This is a genomic window from Agrobacterium sp. 10T429, assembly GCF_056393925.1.
Genome location: NZ_JBFTGV010000020.1, coordinates 1 through 15,808, shown reverse-complemented (window position 1 = coordinate 15,808; position 15,808 = coordinate 1). Strand labels below are relative to the sequence as shown.

Annotated in this window: 13 protein-coding genes and 1 pseudogene; 9 read left to right on the top strand and 5 right to left on the bottom strand. The window is 52.7% G+C overall.

Annotated elements, in window-relative coordinates; all coding sequences use genetic code 11:
* Positions 1–428 precede the first annotated feature (428 nt).
* From AC1DCP_RS26185 to AC1DCP_RS26170, 4 genes are all read left to right on the top strand, one after another.
* Positions 429–1,460, top strand: coding sequence for an IS110 family RNA-guided transposase (locus AC1DCP_RS26185; RefSeq protein ID WP_174037848.1), 1,032 nt, complete (start codon positions 429–431; stop codon positions 1,458–1,460).
* 678 nt (positions 1,461–2,138) lie between these two features.
* Positions 2,139–3,053 (top strand): nucleotidyltransferase and HEPN domain-containing protein, encoded by a 915-nt coding sequence (locus AC1DCP_RS26180; protein WP_065660187.1) that lies wholly within the window; start codon positions 2,139–2,141, stop codon positions 3,051–3,053.
* A 186-nt stretch (positions 3,054–3,239) separates the two neighbouring features.
* Entirely contained in the window at positions 3,240–3,536 is a 297-nt protein-coding gene (locus tag AC1DCP_RS26175; protein ID WP_476774850.1) for a mobilization protein, read from the top strand.
* A gap of 8 nt (positions 3,537–3,544) precedes the next feature.
* Complete coding sequence (locus tag AC1DCP_RS26170) at positions 3,545–5,209, top strand: type IV secretory system conjugative DNA transfer family protein (protein ID WP_476774849.1); 1,665 nt, start codon at positions 3,545–3,547, stop codon at positions 5,207–5,209.
* 347 nt (positions 5,210–5,556) lie between these two features.
* Here the strand turns inward: AC1DCP_RS26170 and AC1DCP_RS26165 are convergent.
* Positions 5,557–6,027, bottom strand: a pseudogene (locus AC1DCP_RS26165) (GSU2403 family nucleotidyltransferase fold protein); the annotation flags it as partial.
* A gap of 144 nt (positions 6,028–6,171) precedes the next feature.
* On the bottom strand, positions 6,172–7,014 hold the full coding sequence (locus tag AC1DCP_RS26160; RefSeq protein WP_476774848.1) for an alpha/beta fold hydrolase: 843 nt from the start codon (positions 7,012–7,014) through the stop codon (positions 6,172–6,174).
* A 343-nt stretch (positions 7,015–7,357) separates the two neighbouring features.
* On the opposite strand from AC1DCP_RS26160, the gene AC1DCP_RS26155 reads away from it, so the two are divergent.
* Positions 7,358–7,513, top strand: a complete 156-nt coding sequence (locus AC1DCP_RS26155) for a hypothetical protein (RefSeq protein WP_476774847.1) — start codon at positions 7,358–7,360, stop codon at positions 7,511–7,513.
* Between the two features lie 722 nt (positions 7,514–8,235).
* Here the strand turns inward: AC1DCP_RS26155 and AC1DCP_RS26150 are convergent.
* Positions 8,236–9,693: a DNA sulfur modification protein DndB gene (locus AC1DCP_RS26150; RefSeq protein WP_476774846.1), complete on the bottom strand. Its 1,458-nt coding sequence runs from the start codon at positions 9,691–9,693 to the stop codon at positions 8,236–8,238.
* Between the two features lie 387 nt (positions 9,694–10,080).
* Here AC1DCP_RS26150 and AC1DCP_RS26145 point away from each other — a divergent pair, with 387 nt between their 5' ends.
* The 4 genes from AC1DCP_RS26145 to AC1DCP_RS26130 all read left to right on the top strand — a co-directional run bounded on the left by AC1DCP_RS26145 (position 10,081) and on the right by AC1DCP_RS26130 (position 14,474).
* Positions 10,081–11,406, top strand: coding sequence for a J domain-containing protein (locus AC1DCP_RS26145; protein ID WP_476774845.1), 1,326 nt, complete (start codon positions 10,081–10,083; stop codon positions 11,404–11,406).
* Positions 11,403–12,503 carry a COG3904 family protein gene (locus tag AC1DCP_RS26140; protein ID WP_476774844.1) on the top strand — a complete coding sequence of 367 codons (1,101 nt, stop codon included), beginning with the start codon at positions 11,403–11,405 and terminating at the stop codon, positions 12,501–12,503. Before AC1DCP_RS26145 ends, AC1DCP_RS26140 begins: the two co-directional genes overlap by 4 nt.
* Positions 12,504–13,134: 631 nt before the next feature.
* Positions 13,135–13,509: a hypothetical protein gene (locus AC1DCP_RS26135; protein ID WP_476774843.1), complete on the top strand. Its 375-nt coding sequence runs from the start codon at positions 13,135–13,137 to the stop codon at positions 13,507–13,509.
* 587 nt (positions 13,510–14,096) lie between these two features.
* Positions 14,097–14,474: a hypothetical protein gene (locus AC1DCP_RS26130; RefSeq protein WP_476774842.1), complete on the top strand. Its 378-nt coding sequence runs from the start codon at positions 14,097–14,099 to the stop codon at positions 14,472–14,474.
* Positions 14,475–14,584: 110 nt separating this feature from the next.
* On the opposite strand, the gene AC1DCP_RS26125 is transcribed toward AC1DCP_RS26130, so the two are convergent.
* The gene (locus tag AC1DCP_RS26125) at positions 14,585–14,989 is read right to left on the bottom strand and encodes a hypothetical protein (RefSeq protein WP_476774841.1); all 405 of its coding nucleotides are present in this window, start codon (positions 14,987–14,989) and stop codon (positions 14,585–14,587) included.
* Positions 14,990–15,035: 46 nt separating this feature from the next.
* On the bottom strand, positions 15,036–15,254 hold the full coding sequence (locus AC1DCP_RS26120; RefSeq protein WP_038493340.1) for a hypothetical protein: 219 nt from the start codon (positions 15,252–15,254) through the stop codon (positions 15,036–15,038).
* Positions 15,255–15,808: the final 554 nt, after the last annotated feature.

Below are 15,808 nucleotides of genomic sequence, written 5' to 3'. Positions count from 1 at the left end.
GGCCAGATGACCGCGAGACAGGTTTGGTGCTGAGATGATAAATCGCCAAACGAAATCTCCGATACGCAAACGGGGAGACCAAACGCTCAAACGCGCCGCAAGTCGTAAGTGCGCCCTTGTCTGTTTACCGGTGGCGAGGCTAGCAACATCGAACGGGCATTTCGACTACTAAAAGTAGTGGTCGAATGGAGGCAATTTCTTGTGTTTGAGCAGGGAAGCGAACGCATCAATCAGGGGAGGTGATTTTCTCCCACCGAAAAAATGGGACATTCGGTCAGCTCGATGTCAGGGGGACATCGAGACTTTGATCAGCGGGCTCTCCGAGGCCTGAACGAACACCGAAGACGGCGTCATGTGCTCACATCATCAATTTGAAATCGAGCGATGATATCGTGGCATCGATCCCCAAGGTTTCAAGGGAGCGGCCGATGCAGGACGTGGCGACGGTAGGGCTTGATATAGCCAAGCAGGTTTTCCAGGCGCATGGAGCAGATGCGAGCGGAGAAACCCTTTTCAACACGAAGATCAAACGTGAGAACGTTCTGGAGTTTTTCAGCAAGCTCAAACCATGCCTGATCGGAATGGAGTCCTGCGCTACAAGTTATTACTGGGCGCGCCAGTTATTAGAATTTGGGCATGACGTTCGGTTGATACATACCAGTTACGTGAAGCCCTTCGTGAAACGGGGCAAAACCGACGCCAATGATGCGGAGGCGATCAATGTTGCGCTTACGCAAAAGACAATGCGCTTCGTTCCAGTCAAAACCCTGAACCAACAAGCGGCAATTACGATTTTTCGAACTCGCAGCCTTTTTGTTTCACAACGGACTCAACTCGTAAACGCGCTGCGGGGGCACCTAGCGGAGGCCGGCCTGGTAGCGGCAAAGGGCATTCAAAATTACTCTAAATTACTCAAACTGATGGAAAGTGCAGCAGATACCGTCCTGCCGACAGTTATGAAACAGGCTCTCACCGACATTTGCGACCAGATACATCGATTGAATGATTTGGTCACGAAACTAGACAAAGAGATTGAGCGACGTGTCCAACACGATGAGAACGCGTGTAGGCTTCTGACGATACCTGGTGTTGGCCCGAAAACGGCAATGTGCGTTATTGCGACAATTCCTGATATCCATCGGTTTCCGTCTGGCCGCCATTTCTCTTCATGGCTGGGTCTTACTCCTCGCACGCATTCAAGCGGAGGTCGTTCGGTTCTGAGGCGCATTACGAAAATGGGGAATAGCGAACTCCGAACGATGCTTTATCTTGGGGGCACAGTAATCATGATGCGAGATAGCAAAACTCCAATCGGTCGTTGGGCCGCTCGATTGCGCGCGAGACGACCGTACAAAGTTGCCGCTATCGCGGTGGCAAACCGTCTCGCGCGCATCATTTGGGCTCTTTTGACAAATGGGGGAGTTTACGATCCGACATACGGCCGAGAAGCCTCAGCGTGATGCAGCGATAATCTTGAGCGTTTGAATAGGTGGTGGTCGGCGGTAAGCTAACGGGTAGCGCACTAGAGAGCGAATAGGCCGAGTATGTTGGTGTATTTAGAATACGTTATTTCTACAGGCGTTTGCTCAGCGTTTCGCATAATGGCGATCTTTAAAGGTAATGCCGTCAAGACTCATGCAGCGCTTGCAATTGCCTTGCCCTTGGTCATCCATCTAGCGGGCCGTTTCCAAGTATGGGGCGGCCCGCACTCCTGTCTGGATAATGATAGCCGCTTCCATCACCGAGCCTTTCTTGGCGTGACTGCGTTACCAAAATTGCGTCGAAGTGAGCGGCAGTGCGGGCGGGCATTTGGCTGCAGCGGTTGGACAGGGTGCGTCGTTAACGGTCCTTCGTAACCTCTACGCTCCGCTCAGTCGGCCACGGTATGGCGCCCGGAGCGCCTGCGATTGGGAAAAAACCGGGAAGCGATATACAACCTAGGATAAAGTACCATTGAATGTTCGCTATTGAGGAATGAAGGTATTGCAATACCATCTGCATAAATCAGAGCCGGCTGCCTCAAGATCGAATGTGCATCGTCCAGGAAGACAGGCGTTCGTTTGGTGGCTACCAAAAATCGGAGTTTCAAAGGCCTCTGGAATGGCCCATACAGGACACCGTCGATAAGCGGAGCAGAGATGAAGACCAGCCTTGAACATTTGCCAGAACGAAAGCAACGCGAGCTCGCGCGTGTCGTCGGAATTATTCAGGAAGAGTTTGCTGATCTGGTGGAACGCTCGAAGTCTGACGCCAAGAAGGATGGACGGATTTTCAAAATCATTCTGTTTGGTTCTTACGCGCGTGGCACCTGGGTGGATGAACCGCATACGTCGAAAGGCTATCGCTCGGATTTCGATATCCTCGTCATCGTCAGCAACAAGGAACTTGCTGATCCCAAATACTGGGACAAGACAACAGACCGGCTGATGTGGGACAAGGAGATCGAGACGCCGGTTAGCCTGATCGTGCACGGCGCTCGCGAGATCAGCAATTTCCTGCAGGAAGGGCAATACTTCTTCAGCGATATTCGACGTGATGGCATTGCTCTCTACGAACTCGACGATAGGGAGCTCGCCGAGCCAAAGAGTCTCACGGGCGAGCAGGCATATGAGCTGGCAAAAAGACATTATGCCAGCCGCCTCGGTGTCGTTGACAGTTTTATAGACCACACGCTCTTTGCTCTGCAGAAGCACAACGCAAAGAGCGCAGCTTTCATGCTGCATCAATCCATAGAGCAGGCCTATTCCACTCTGCTTTTGACCCTCACCAACTACAGCCCTGCCAGCCATAATCTGAAATTTTTGCGAGGGCTGGCTGAAGGGCAGGACATCCGCCTTGCCGAGGCCTGGCCGAGGGATCACCATCGGTTTCAGTCTTGGTTCAACACGCTGAACGAAGCCTATGTGAAGGCTCGCTACTCCGATCATTACGAAATCACCGAGGAGGCACTGACCTGGCTGACTGCCAGAACGTCAATCCTCTACGAACTCGTCAACACTGTCTGCCGCGAGCACATCGAAAAGCTCGAACAGGCCGCGAAAGCCAGCGACTGAGCTTCACCGGTGACACAAACTTTCCTGAGCTCAGGTAGCAGCCACCGCAGCGTCATGAACCATACGGTCCAACCAACTCTCGCTATCGCTATGTCGATCTCCTCATAGAAACTGTTCTGTCTTCCAGGAGCAAAGCCGCGGTCAACAGCTGCAGTTCCGGTGCGACCGCAATCGAAAGGAATAATCGTGGCAAGGAAAACCATCGAACAGCGCTTGGCTGAACTGGATGCGCAACGGTCCGCCCTCAAGGCCCGTCTCTCGAAAACCGAGCGCAACAACGACATGCGCCGCAAGGTCCTGATCGGGTCGCTCGTTATGCATCACCTCGAAACCTCGGATGATCAGGTTTTCAAGCAGCAGCTCGGTGAATGGCTGCGTCGTGAACTACCGGGCTTTCTGACACGCGACAATGACAAGGTACTCTTTACCGATCTGATCGGAGCAGTACAGCCGGGCACGGCAGAGAGTGGTTACGGCGTGTAGGGTGCTCCATGAACCGATTGCGACTTGCCCGGAACGCATTCAAAAACATGATGCGAGCCGCCGCGCGTGATCCGCTTTGGGCATTCCTGGCTTTGATCGCCATGCCCTTCCGAATCTGGAAACGGCTCCTCGGATTTATGTTCATCCTGTTCAACGTCACCTTTGTGATCGGCATGGGTGGCGGTCATTTCCTCGAGCAAATGGGTTTCGCGCGGGGCTCGCTTGTCCACATCATCCCAGGTCTCTTAACCCTGCTGGCGCTTGCCGTTATCACCTTTTGGTTCATCACCACTCCACTGATTTTGCATTTTGGGGAGAGTGACGATGAGACCCACGGCTCTGCCCGCTTCGCGACACACAAGGAGATAGCCGCTCTCACCTCATCCGGTTCCGGCCTCCTGATCGGGCGTGATACGAAAACGGCCAAGCCTCTGCGCTATGATGGCCCGGCCCATCTCCTGACGATGGCGCCGACCCGTACCGGCAAGGGTGTCGGAACAATCGTCCCGAACCTGCTGACCGCCGACCGTTCCGTGATCTGCGTTGATCCAAAAGGTGAGAATGCAAGAATCACCGGTCGTGCTCGCCAGAAATTCGGCCCGGTTCATGTTCTCGATCCTTTCGGGGTCACCGGTAGACCCTCGGCCGCCTTCAATCCCCTGGCCCTGCTTGATCCCCACAGCCTCGATGTCGCGGACGACGCCAACACCCTTGCCGACGCTCTCGTATTCGACGAACCGGGAATGGCAGGCGAGGCGCATTGGAACGAGGAGGCGAAAGCGCTGATTGCCGGATTGCTGCTCGAGATCGTTGCATCTGAACCTTTGAGACGCAGGCACCTCGCAACACTCCGCGACTATCTCACCCTTGCTCCGGAACAGTTTGCAGCGCTGCTCAAGCGTATGCAGGACAGCGATGCGGCAAGAGGTCTTGTCGCGCGTGCCGCAAACCGCCACCTCGGAAAATCCGATCGCGAAGCCGCAGGCGTTTTGTCCGCAGCCCAACGCCATACGCATTTTCTTGATTCACCGCGCATGACGGCCGTCCTCAGCCGCTCGGATTTTCGGTTTGCCGATCTCAAGCACAGCAACGTGACGGTGTTCCTCGTGCTTCCTCCTGATCGTCTCTCGACCTATTCGCGCTGGCTGCGCCTGCTTGTCTCACAAAGCCTGCTCGAAATGGCCCGCGATCCGGCAAAGCCGGCGACACCGGTTCTCTATCTGCTCGATGAGTTCGCATCCCTTGGGCATTTGGCACCAGTCGAACGCGCGATGGGTCTGATGGCGGGCTATGGTGTCCAGCTTTGGCCCATCCTCCAGGACATCCATCAGCTGCGTGCCACATACGGTCACCGCGCCGGAACCTTCCTGTCAAATGCCGGCGTGCTGCAGGTCTTCGGCGTCAACGATCATGACAGCGCCCGCCTCATCTCTGATCTGCTCGGGCAGGAGACGGTCGTTTTCCAGACCATGGCGAGAGCCCTCGATTCCGATAAGACCGGGATCTCCTACAGCCAGCAACATACCGGCCGGCCGCTGCTTACCCCTGATGAGGTGCGCAATCTGCCGGCGCACGGACAATTGCTGTTCCTTGCCGGACAACGACCAATTTTTGCTGAGAAACTTGCCTACTTTGCCGATGTGGAGTTCAGGGAGATGTTCGATCCAGTCTGAAGGAAGCGTGGCGGAAAGGCAGTTCGGCAACCCATCAAATCCTTGTATGCACGGCCCTCCGGCTATCTTGATTATGAAGGCAATTTGCGCGCAATTCACTGGCGACGCGGTTCGCGAACGCAAGTTATTCGGCCATATCAAAGTCCGACCGCGTAATGCTGTTCGGCAGAAAATCGAGAGCTTCGAGGCTGATGGAGAGAGTTTCACTTTTGCCAAGCCCGTCTTCGTGGTGACAAGAGACGTGCACCGTATTCCGTGTGTGCCTTGCACCTCGACGCGGTCTTTGTGAGCATTCTCGACCAAAGACGTTCGACACAGTTTTCCTAATGCGCTCATCGAATGGTTTAGTCCTGCGCGAAATCCGCATCACCTGTTTGCATAGAGATACCAGGGAGACGAACGCCAAGGAGGCCTGAGTAACAGCTGAAAACCACAGAACCGACGAGGAGTGCCCTCAGACGGAATAGGCCCGCGTCAGTGAGTACTTTGGTCACTTCACCCGCGAAGCGATCCGGCGCGGACATGCCACCGCTTCGCAGCAGCATGCCGACGAGCTTGCGCCGCTCCCGGATGTCGTCTTTGACTTGCCTATGGGCTTTTACCCGAGCCGTGATGTCGACGTCATCCTGCGGGCCGACATAGCGTCTCTTGTCCTTACCCTCGGGAGTAGGGAGATCAAAATACCAGTAATTGCGGCCCTTGACCGGAACGGCAACAAACCGACCTTCGAGGGGAAAATCTGCCTGAAACTGAGCATCGAATGTCCGCTGCGCGAGTTCAGCGAACGCCGTTCTGTAAACGAGTTCAATCTGTTTCATCGCCCGATCCCGTTATAATGAATTTGCGAAACCATTATAACTCTGCTGCCACATGTCAGTGGAGCGAGGCGCGAGATAATCCTCTAGCAAGCGGGTGGAAATAGCGCGGCCGGTTCTGCGGCCCAGTCCGTCGCAATGTATCGTTCATTGGTCTTCATCTCGCGTGTTTCTCGTGACCCTAAAAGTTTTCAAAACTGCGGCAACAATTGCTTCCGGGCAATCCTCTTGAACAAGATGGCCAGTCTCGGGTAACAGGGTACACTGATGAGCGGAAATTAATGCTGCTAAACGCTCCCCCATCTCATAGGGAATCCAATCGTCATTTTTTCCCCAGAGCACAGTTACCGGGCAGTCCAACCGCGTATAAAGAGTTTCAATTTCATCCGTAAAACGCTGGTCCATTTGCGCGATTTGCCGATAAAATGCGGGCTGTCCGACAGGGCCGATCCAAGGCGCACTGTATATATTCAGCGCCTCTTCCGATAACGGCGACCGCGCGGCTGTTTGAAGGTAAGCACGTAACACGGCACGATGCATGTAGTCCGGCATTCCAGAAAAGGCCATTTCATGCTGACGAACATGCTGCACCAAGGGTGATCCCCATGGCGAAAGAGCTACAGCATCGATGATCGTTAAGGCTGAATAGCGCAATCCGTTAAGAAAGTAGGCACGAAGTACGGTTGCGCCGCCGAAATCGTGGGCCAGCATCTCCGGCCGCTCAATATTCCACTCTCGAAACAGATTGGCTAAAACATCATTCTGCACGCCGAGCGACACATCCTGCCCTTCGCGCATTTCGGATTGTCCATATCCGACCATATCAAAATAATAAATGGTTCGATGACTGGCAAAGTGGGGGATGATACGGCGCCAGACCTGAGAAGAGAACGGTGTCCCGTGAACGGCAACCAGCGGCGGCCCGCTGCCTATTTTTCCCCACCGAACATCATTACCATTAATTCTTAGTTCGTGTGGGAGATTCAGCATGGAAATTCCTGTTCTTACTTGGACCCGGTGCGTGACGCCCTTTCCTTGAATTTGCAAATCATCACCCCGATAGACTACGATCACCAGTTCATAATTTTGACGGTAATGATCAGTCCGCTGTGATTAAGCATTGAAGTATGCCCCCTTTCGGCGTGGAAGACTGACCCCGGTTGGGACAGGCTAACCCGCGGATCTATGTGCCGTTTCTTGGATATGGCGGGAGGCAGCCTTCCGCTCCGATGGTGGGGTCAAATGCCAGGCCGAAACACAACTGGCTCGTTTTGGGGCAAAGATTTTGTTTCGTGGCAACGGTCTACCCGTCCTCACGGACGGCGAGGCCCGAATGTTGGATGCGGTATTGCTCGTGCAGTATCCGGGGAGAGCTGCGTTTAAGGCGATGGTTGATGACGAAGAGTATCAGCGCGCGTTCCAGGTCGGGGCGTCGGCACTCGCGGAGATTGTCCTGCAGCCGCTGACGATGGCTGACGAACTGAGCTGATTGCCTCTACTGACCAGAGTAAGATATTGGGGCGGCAGGAAGCTTCATTCCTGCCGCCCGAACGCGATTGAAAGGGTTGGAGGCGTGCATTTTGGGCCAGAGTCCGTCATGCCTCAAAAACGCCAACTGCAGTCATCGCGCCTTTGATGGTTTCCCTTAGCCAGCGAGCTTCTGTCCGTGGTAGTTTCCCGCGAAACCTCCACACCCCGCAGCAATGCATAATACCCAAAATGTGGCACCGAATGCACCCGCAAGCGACACTGATAGGCCAGCGGAGATGCCGCCTAAAACACTTGGCAGATGTTTTGTCATTCGATCTCCAAATCTAAATGCTAGGTAACTTGGAGAAGCTTAGCTCAACTTTTGCTCGAAACAACTCATATGCTCGCTTGGAGCCAATTACGTTCTTCCGGTTTGCGCCAATAGGAGACATGAATTGTTTCTAGGTACGAGGCTTAAATGGGACCGGAAGCGGAATGGCGGGTTTTAGCGTCGAAGATGGTGGATGCTGTCGTTGTGCCCGCTGAAGAGCGAGACAAGTTGCCATGGTAGGCCCGGAGAGAGCGCCCACTATCGCTCAAAAGCCTTAGAAACCGGGCTTTCAGGGATGGTTAGGGGGACACGATGTCCCCCTTTTGTGTCTCTACGTGGCACGCAGAAGCGAACTACGCAACAGTTATAAGTGACCTGTACATCGCCGTCAGGGAGTGCGTCAGTCAGCATTATGCTTCCCTTCGGCTAGGTAGGCCTGCCTTCCATCGGATCATGTCGGCAAGAATTGGGTAGATGTCATTGTGCTTCGCACCAAACCGGAAATGCCCACCTTGGTACGATCCAATGTCACGGTTGGCCGAACCAGTGTCGTCCGGAAGATAAGCCGCCAACTCTTCAAGGCCTGCGTCGAGACGCTCTCCATCTGTCATTTCGTAGTAGCGCCACATCGGATTTCCATGTGAAAAATCGATCTCGGAAATGCTTTCCAGAAATTTTTCGTATAAATCCGCAGAGTTGTTTGGTCTTCTATTGTTGAAATTGAGGTCGTAAGTGATCTTCGCGAGAGCCTTTAGGACAACTGGCTGAGCTGCGGCCGTATTTTCCTTTGCTCGATCCTCTCCAAAGCCTGGTATTTGTACAATCTGCCCCCAAAGCTCTAGGACTGTATTTTCACGGGGCTCTACAATGGCCGGTGTGGCTCCTGCAATGTTGGCCTTGTTAAGGAATGCTGTTGCGTTGATAGCGACAACGTCTTTCAATACGAGAGCGCCAGTATCCTCAGACCAATCCTTAATTTCACTATCGATAATACGAATACCAAGATCATCAGACAGCTTGTGCTTGATGAAAAGGGTTACCGGGTTGGAGCCATCGAACTGAAAAGCCAACGAAGCATCGACCTTTTTACCCAAGCGGTTGAGGTCGTGGAAAAGCTGACGTTCCTGATCGATGTCTAGGCCCAAATGTACTTCCACGGTAATTGTCGCATAAGAACGAGCGGCCTCGTACGTCTCGTTCCACACCTGCATTTCAGCCTCGCTGACAGGCTTTCCCTTTTCCGCAAAGAGAACGGCTCCCTTTCCTGGATATTTTCCAGTCTGACGAACAGTGTCGAGAAATGTCATAGCAAGATCGGCGGCATATCTGCGGTGCTGACCATCAACAACCCACAGAATGTGCCTCTCAGAAAGGAACACCTTAAATCCCGCTGTTTCTCCACCCGTGGTCTCAAGACGAAATCCACGAATGCCACCAGCCCCGTTCCCGCCTGGAGGAACGTTCCTTATGTTGCAGACGATTGGCTGTAGTGAGAAGTACGGCTGCTCGCCCAAAAGGCGAAGCACATGATCGAAGCTCTCCGGCACCTCTTTGCCTAGCGCGATACGTCGCATCTTGGCTGCAGACACCAGGCCCTTGATCATGTAGACCGCGAGCTTCTTGGCATGCCCCTCATCGAGAGCCCGTTGCGCTACTGGGCCGCTCTCGCGGTCGTTGGCAACGTCTGAAATGTCATAAAACTTGCGAAACGGTACGGACATCGTGAAGACGCGATGTCCCAGGTTGTGTCCAATGAACACGTTGAAGGGGGTCTCGTTGACATCTCCAGCATCTGATAGGATGTCGAGAGAGTCCAGCTCTTGAGGAGTCTGGAGAGGAGTAGGCAAAGAACCGTTTTTAGGATACATTTGAATTCCTTTCTTGGTTGATGCCGGGAGCGAGCTTGGCAGTTTTGTCCCTGGCGCACAGGAAAAATGTCCCATGGGGAGTTATTTGTCAATAAATAATTCTCCTTGGGACATTATTTTATCGATATCTTGCTGTTTCATAGCTGTTTAGTGATCGCTTTAAAAATATGACGGCCTGAATAGGCTAGATTTTTTGGAATGCTGAGTAGATGTCCTGCCTCACGCATTAACGATCCTTTTGGATGCAAGCGGTCCTCACGAGTTAGCTGAGATGCCGCATGTACGACTTGTCAAAAAAGGTCGGCAATCATGCAGAAGAATGTTGCATTGAGGCGTAGCTTTTCGCTTTATGAGCGTGGGGCAATGTGAAGTGCAATTGAGGGGAACATGTCGAATACCGATCCGCAAGGCTTGTATAGAGCTTTGGGAGTGCAGTCGTCTGCTACTGCTGAAGAAATCAAGAGCACCTACAGGAAGCTCGCCAAGGAAACCCATCCAGATACTTCACAGAGTGCGCCCGGTGAACAATTTCACAGAATTTCCGCTGCATACGAAGTCCTGAACAATCCTCTTCGTCGAGCGGAATATGATAGTTCCGCGTACCAGGCCTCTGCGCAGGAGGCAAAGACACGAGTTCTCGATCATATTTGTTGCTCGCGCTGCGGACAGGCTACTGCACAGCCGCGATATGTCGTATTCTTCCGTGTCTACAGCTTCATCGTCATGACTACACGCAGGCCGGTACAAGGTATTTTCTGCGCAAGCTGTGCGAAGAAAGAGGGCTTGAAATCCTCTGTTATCACCTTGTTCACCGGTTGGTGGGGTGCGCCCTGGGGGCCGATCTATTCAATCGGCTCGATACTCAGCAACGGTTTCGGCGGTAAGCATGAGCGATCTACCGACGAGGGTATGATCTGGTACAATTCGCTTGCGTTCCTTTCTCGCGGCAATCTGCAGTTGTCGTACGCTCTCGCCATGCAGTCCAGAAAGGCATTGGACAAAGACGTTGCAAGGGATGCCACCGAGCTAGTTGCTCAGCTTGAGAAGGCCGGGGCCGATCCTCGGCAAGGCAAGCTAAGAAATCCGTGGCGCACATCAATGCTATATGGAGCAGGTCACTTGCTTATGGCCTTTGCGTTACCTGGTACGCTCGCGCTGGGCATCTTTGCAAGCACGCAAGGCAATAGTGCGGGCAGCAGCTACGGCGGAAGTCGCCTTTATTCGTCGCCTCCGTCTGCTACGCAGTATCAGCCCAGCGCACAGAAGGCAGTTTTAAAGCCGACTGTGCCGACATGCGCGAGCGTTCCATATAGCGGGCAGCTATTGGGGCCAAATCGATTGTCTTCTACGCACGGTCACTCGCTGGAAATCCGCAACGGTTCCAGCGGTAATGCCATCATCAAAGTACGGGCAGAGTTGTCGGGGGCAGTTGTCGCCGCATTCTTTGTGCGCAGTAATCAGACAGGTCAGATTACTGGCATCGCTGACGGACGTTATACCGTGCAGTATGCTTTCGGCGATGCACTCGACGTCAGTTGCAGACGTTTTGTAGAGTTGCATGGTGCGGGCCAATTTCCTGGAGCGGAAACTCTCCAGACGCAAAAAACGACGACCCAAATTATTACGCAGGTTCTGTCCTATACCTTGTACGCGGTGCCTGCTGGCAATGTTACCCCACAAAGTATTTCTGCGCAGGAGTTCGAAAGCCAGTGATCACGCCAGATTCTGCATGCAGCTATGAGGAGAATACGCGCAGGAAAATGGTAGATATACCCGTAAAGTTCCGCGTGTTTTTCGGACCGCTTGTGTTCGCTGTTTTATTTCTGTCAGTCGAAAAAGTAGCCGCTGCTTCGATTGTGAAATCAATCAAGTCCAGTTGCTCAATTGAGTTGTCCGGTCCCATTGAGTCAGGCGATCATGATCGCTTTCATGCTTTAGCGATGGCACTTGGCTTGCTTGAGCCATCCAATAGCGGTGAACCTAGCAATTCGACCGACGATGCGCTTTGCTTGAATAGCCCTGGAGGCAGCTATTTAGAAGGGCGACTCATCTCACAAGAGTTACGTGATCATGGCATTCCGACGCGAGTTGAGGCTGGATCAGAATGCTATTCTTCTTGCGCCTTCATATTCATGTCGGGCCGACTATTGGGCGCTGAGTCAGACGGCACCAGTCGCCATCTGCATATCAAAGGGAAGCTTGGTTTCCACGCTCCATATATCGTGCCGGATGAAACTAAAAGCTATACGGGCTCTGATCTTAGTAAACAGGTGACTTTGACCAGCCAAATAATTGCTGACTTCATAAGCTTTGGCTCTGATACTTCTGCTTATTCTGGAAGGCCATTCTTCCCGATTTCATTAGTCGCAAAACTTTTGTCAGCAGGGCCGAACCAGCTTGCCCTCGTAGAATCCGTTGAGGACGCCGCCCGATGGCAGATTGATATATACGGGATGAAAGATGTGGCACGACTCGCCGAAAATCAGATGCGGCAAGCTTGCGCCAACTTCCTGTCTTGGGAATTAGACAGGCCTTCTGATCAGATCAACACGCAGTATCCGTTCTCGCTGAAGTACGAGAAAGGCAAGCTGGGGAATGAGCAAGTAATATGGGCTTTGATCAATACTGGTGATATGGACAACCGCGAGTGTCGAGTTCAGACTTCAAAGCATGCAATAAGGGGTTTTACCATCTGCAGCAGAGATGAGGGAAACGGCATATCTCGAGGCGCATGTACGGAAGGGTGGGGATATTGGGTTCCATGGTACTATGGCCTGCCACCTAAACTTCCGCTGGCTGCAATTGAGTAGATACCAGCGTCAATCACAGCCTGGCTGTAGGGTCGCATCCACAAACTGCCAAATTTTTACGAGGGGGTATTTAAGCCCCTTCGTACAGCCGCTTCCCCCATGGGTGCTGTCGTTTGGGCGACATCCAATTCAATCTCGGCAATGCATACGATCTTTCTTTGACAGCCTCCACCATGACCGAAAGGACATAAGGCAGGGTACGGGATCTAGTCCGCAAGGGTATACCTTGGTGGACATCGTTTGTTGCCGCAATTTCACGTCCGCAAGGTACACATTTTGCCCCCGGACAGCCGGTTTAGCGGACAGGACCCTTCCGGACGCACGAATAACCTGAATCGGGTCCGCTCTTGAGACACCATCGTCGTAAATCCTATGGCCGAGATGGAGCCGCAAACGTGTGCCAACGCATTCGGCCGCAAATGAGCGGTTTGGGCCGAAACCGGACGTAGGGGCACGCGTGGATGAACAACCTGTGTCGAGCCATTTCTCCTGTATGATGACAGGAGACGAGGATGCTTAAAGCGGACTTTGCAGGCGACAGGTGTGTTGGGGCATGACTGTCGCAGCTTTTGCGCAGACATCAACCGCTACCGTTAGGGATTTACGCAGACTTTTCACACCGGAGATTTGCATGAGACATTGTAGACTTGTTTACCAGAGCTATCCGCTCGACCTTGCAGTCCAGGAACCGTGCATCACCACCGTGCGAGCCACAAGTGTATCCTGGCCTGGTCAAACATTGGAGTACTACATCGGTCTGGATCTGAAAATGAAATCTCCGAAATTCTTCTTCGATCCCAACAATGACCCCAAAGATGGCGTCGCCCAGTGGTTGAACCCGTGTCTGGATACACAATGGCTGAAAATTCCCTTGAACCACTTTAAGAACCGTGATTTTCGCAGCCTCGAAGAAATCCGGGTGAATTTTCAAGGCGAGGGAACTCAGAACCCTTTAATTGGGGAGAATTGGTGGGGAAGCTCCCGGTCTTATCACCACCTACAGTGATGAATTCTTCGCCCGTGCCGAAATCTCCATTCGTCACAACGGTGGTGGCACGTTTTCGGTTCAGCCTTCTGACACCACTCAGTTCGCCACTGCTTTTGATATAGCCTTCAGTGCTCCACTGACCGTCAAGCTGATCGGTTATCGCAACTCGGCGACCCAAGATGATCTTTTTGGGTTGGTTCGACCGCTTTCGGAAAAAAGACGACTTCACTTACACGCCGCTGCAACGAGGTGAAGACCTCTATCTCGATGGTGTGGTCAAATAACCGCCGTGCCAATCGCCCTTAGCGCTTCAAGTTCGAGGAGCATAGAGGTGGCTCGGTTTGTTTGAACAGTTTCGGGCGGTTTACTAAGTGGATTTCCGCCTCGATTATGCAGCCACCATCATTGATGCCAGCGCGTTGAAGTAGGCCTGATCCGGCGTCTGCCGAAAGGGTGCCGCAACCTGCTTGATGGTTATTGTCAGGTCTATCGAAGCGTGACCTTTCTATTTTCGGCTGTGGATCCGTGTGTGTTGCGCAATTTTAACTCAATAGCTGCAGGGTGCATTGTGCGTGTTGTGCTTTGACTTTTGGGGATTGAATTGAATGAGGACAGCTTTACTTCTCTGTGCCGCCGTGATGACACTGGCTGGATGCCAGACTCCGGCACCGCAATCTGTTTTGGATTCGCAGCGTCCACCGTCCAGACCGATTAAACGTGACTATGTGGACGCCATGCGCGGAACTATCAAACCCGGATATTTCACGAAAGCCGAGATTTCGAGCGTAGTGCTGCTCGACCCTGAAAAGCAGATTTACGCTTATTGCACGCGAACGACGGAACGTTTCAACCCCGATTGGTCGTATATTGGCGTAGCCGTGTACAAGAATTTAAGCGTGGACGCTTCAAAGAATGACTACCGCTGCCGTGACAAGCGGTTGCGGTACTACGATTTTCCTGAGTTGCTGAACATGAAGTCCTGATAGAGCCCGGCAGGCGGCGCTTAGCTCCTTTCGCGTCGCCTGTTGCCGGCTGCGGAGATTGCAAGGTCAGCTTCGAGGTGCTGCTGTACCGGGTGTCTTCAAGCCATGGCTTACACGCCTTTTATGATGTCGCAGATACCCTTGCGGATGACGTCCTTGTCGGCGATCTGTCCTGCCTGAATGTTGAAAACAGCATCGATGCGGACAGCGGCGCCTTTCTGGAGGGCGACAACGCGCAGCGTCTGAATCCTGCCACTTCCGCTGGTTTCCTGGTGGGCATCGATTGACGACAGTGCCTTGTTGATCTGGATACCTGAGAAACCTTCYGCTGCGACGGCCTGGGCKAGCTTTTGAAGGACMGCGGGTGCTTTGGCTTTCGGCAGTTCCTGAAAGGATTTGTAAGAGACAGCTGTGACCATCGGCACACCTGAGACTGTGAAGTTTTTCTCGCACGATGCTGCGAAGGCCGGGCTGGAGACGGTGATCAGACCGAGAATTGCGATGGCATGTTTCATATTGCGTAATCCGGTTGTTGGTGAAGGTTTTCAGCTGCTGGCCGCATCAGAATGTCGACCGTTTTCCTCTGTAGGTTGATGGCGGTGGTAATGCTTCATGGGCTTGCGCGAGCGTTTCCAGCCATGTTGCTAGGCCATCGGGAACTGTATCGTTGCCGGCTTCCAGCGCCTCGATCCATGAGAGTTCACATTGCAAGGCAGAGGCAATATTGATTGGCGTCCAGCGGATCACCCGCAGGCATTCATTAAAGCGTTCTGGCGACATGATGATTTGTTATGTTCCCCGTATTTCCCTGCTGAGGCTCCCTCACGCAGCCGCGATAGTCAATCATTTTTGCAACTTTTGATAGGCTGAACGATCCGTATTTACCTGTCATTCGATTGCGATGAGGGGAGCACGCGCTGCAGGGTGCACAGGTGGAATATTATACCTTCGTAATCGCTATTAATACATATATTTGTATATTTATACTTGTTTCCGGGAATGGATTTTCCTTTGGTGAGGGTGAGTGGGTGGTTTGGTTAGGATTGGATCAACGACTGGAGGGTGTCGGTAAAACATATAATTTATTCAGCTGGGCACGCAAAACATATAAATAAGCATAAACCAACCGTATTAAGGGGAGAATGGGGATTTGATTGGTAAAGCTCGTCTGTTTGCACGCAGATAGTTTTGGACCGCTATAACCATGTGATTTTATATAGGTTTTTACAGCGAGGTGGATTTATTTATATGGGGAAGCGGGAAGGAATCTGATTGGGAAGTGGATTGAAAAGGCGATGAAAACTGGCAGCGATCGATTACAAGATCGATTACAA

What these genes read in the sequence shown, in the direction of transcription:
- AC1DCP_RS26185 (WP_174037848.1), top strand. Translation starts at nt 429, where the DNA reads ATGCAGGACGTGGCGACGGTAGGGCTTGATATAGCCAAGCAGGTTTTC.
- AC1DCP_RS26180 (WP_065660187.1), top strand. Translation starts at nt 2,139, where the DNA reads ATGAAGACCAGCCTTGAACATTTGCCAGAACGAAAGCAACGCGAGCTC.
- AC1DCP_RS26170 (WP_476774849.1), top strand. Translation starts at nt 3,545, where the DNA reads ATGAACCGATTGCGACTTGCCCGGAACGCATTCAAAAACATGATGCGA.
- AC1DCP_RS26160 (WP_476774848.1), bottom strand. Translation starts at nt 7,014, where the DNA reads ATGCTGAATCTCCCACACGAACTAAGAATTAATGGTAATGATGTTCGG.
- AC1DCP_RS26155 (WP_476774847.1), top strand. Translation starts at nt 7,358, where the DNA reads ATGTTGGATGCGGTATTGCTCGTGCAGTATCCGGGGAGAGCTGCGTTT.
- AC1DCP_RS26150 (WP_476774846.1), bottom strand. Translation starts at nt 9,693, where the DNA reads ATGTATCCTAAAAACGGTTCTTTGCCTACTCCTCTCCAGACTCCTCAA.
- AC1DCP_RS26145 (WP_476774845.1), top strand. Translation starts at nt 10,081, where the DNA reads ATGTCGAATACCGATCCGCAAGGCTTGTATAGAGCTTTGGGAGTGCAG.
- AC1DCP_RS26135 (WP_476774843.1), top strand. Translation starts at nt 13,135, where the DNA reads ATGAGACATTGTAGACTTGTTTACCAGAGCTATCCGCTCGACCTTGCA.
- AC1DCP_RS26130 (WP_476774842.1), top strand. Translation starts at nt 14,097, where the DNA reads ATGAGGACAGCTTTACTTCTCTGTGCCGCCGTGATGACACTGGCTGGA.
- AC1DCP_RS26120 (WP_038493340.1), bottom strand. Translation starts at nt 15,254, where the DNA reads ATGTCGCCAGAACGCTTTAATGAATGCCTGCGGGTGATCCGCTGGACG.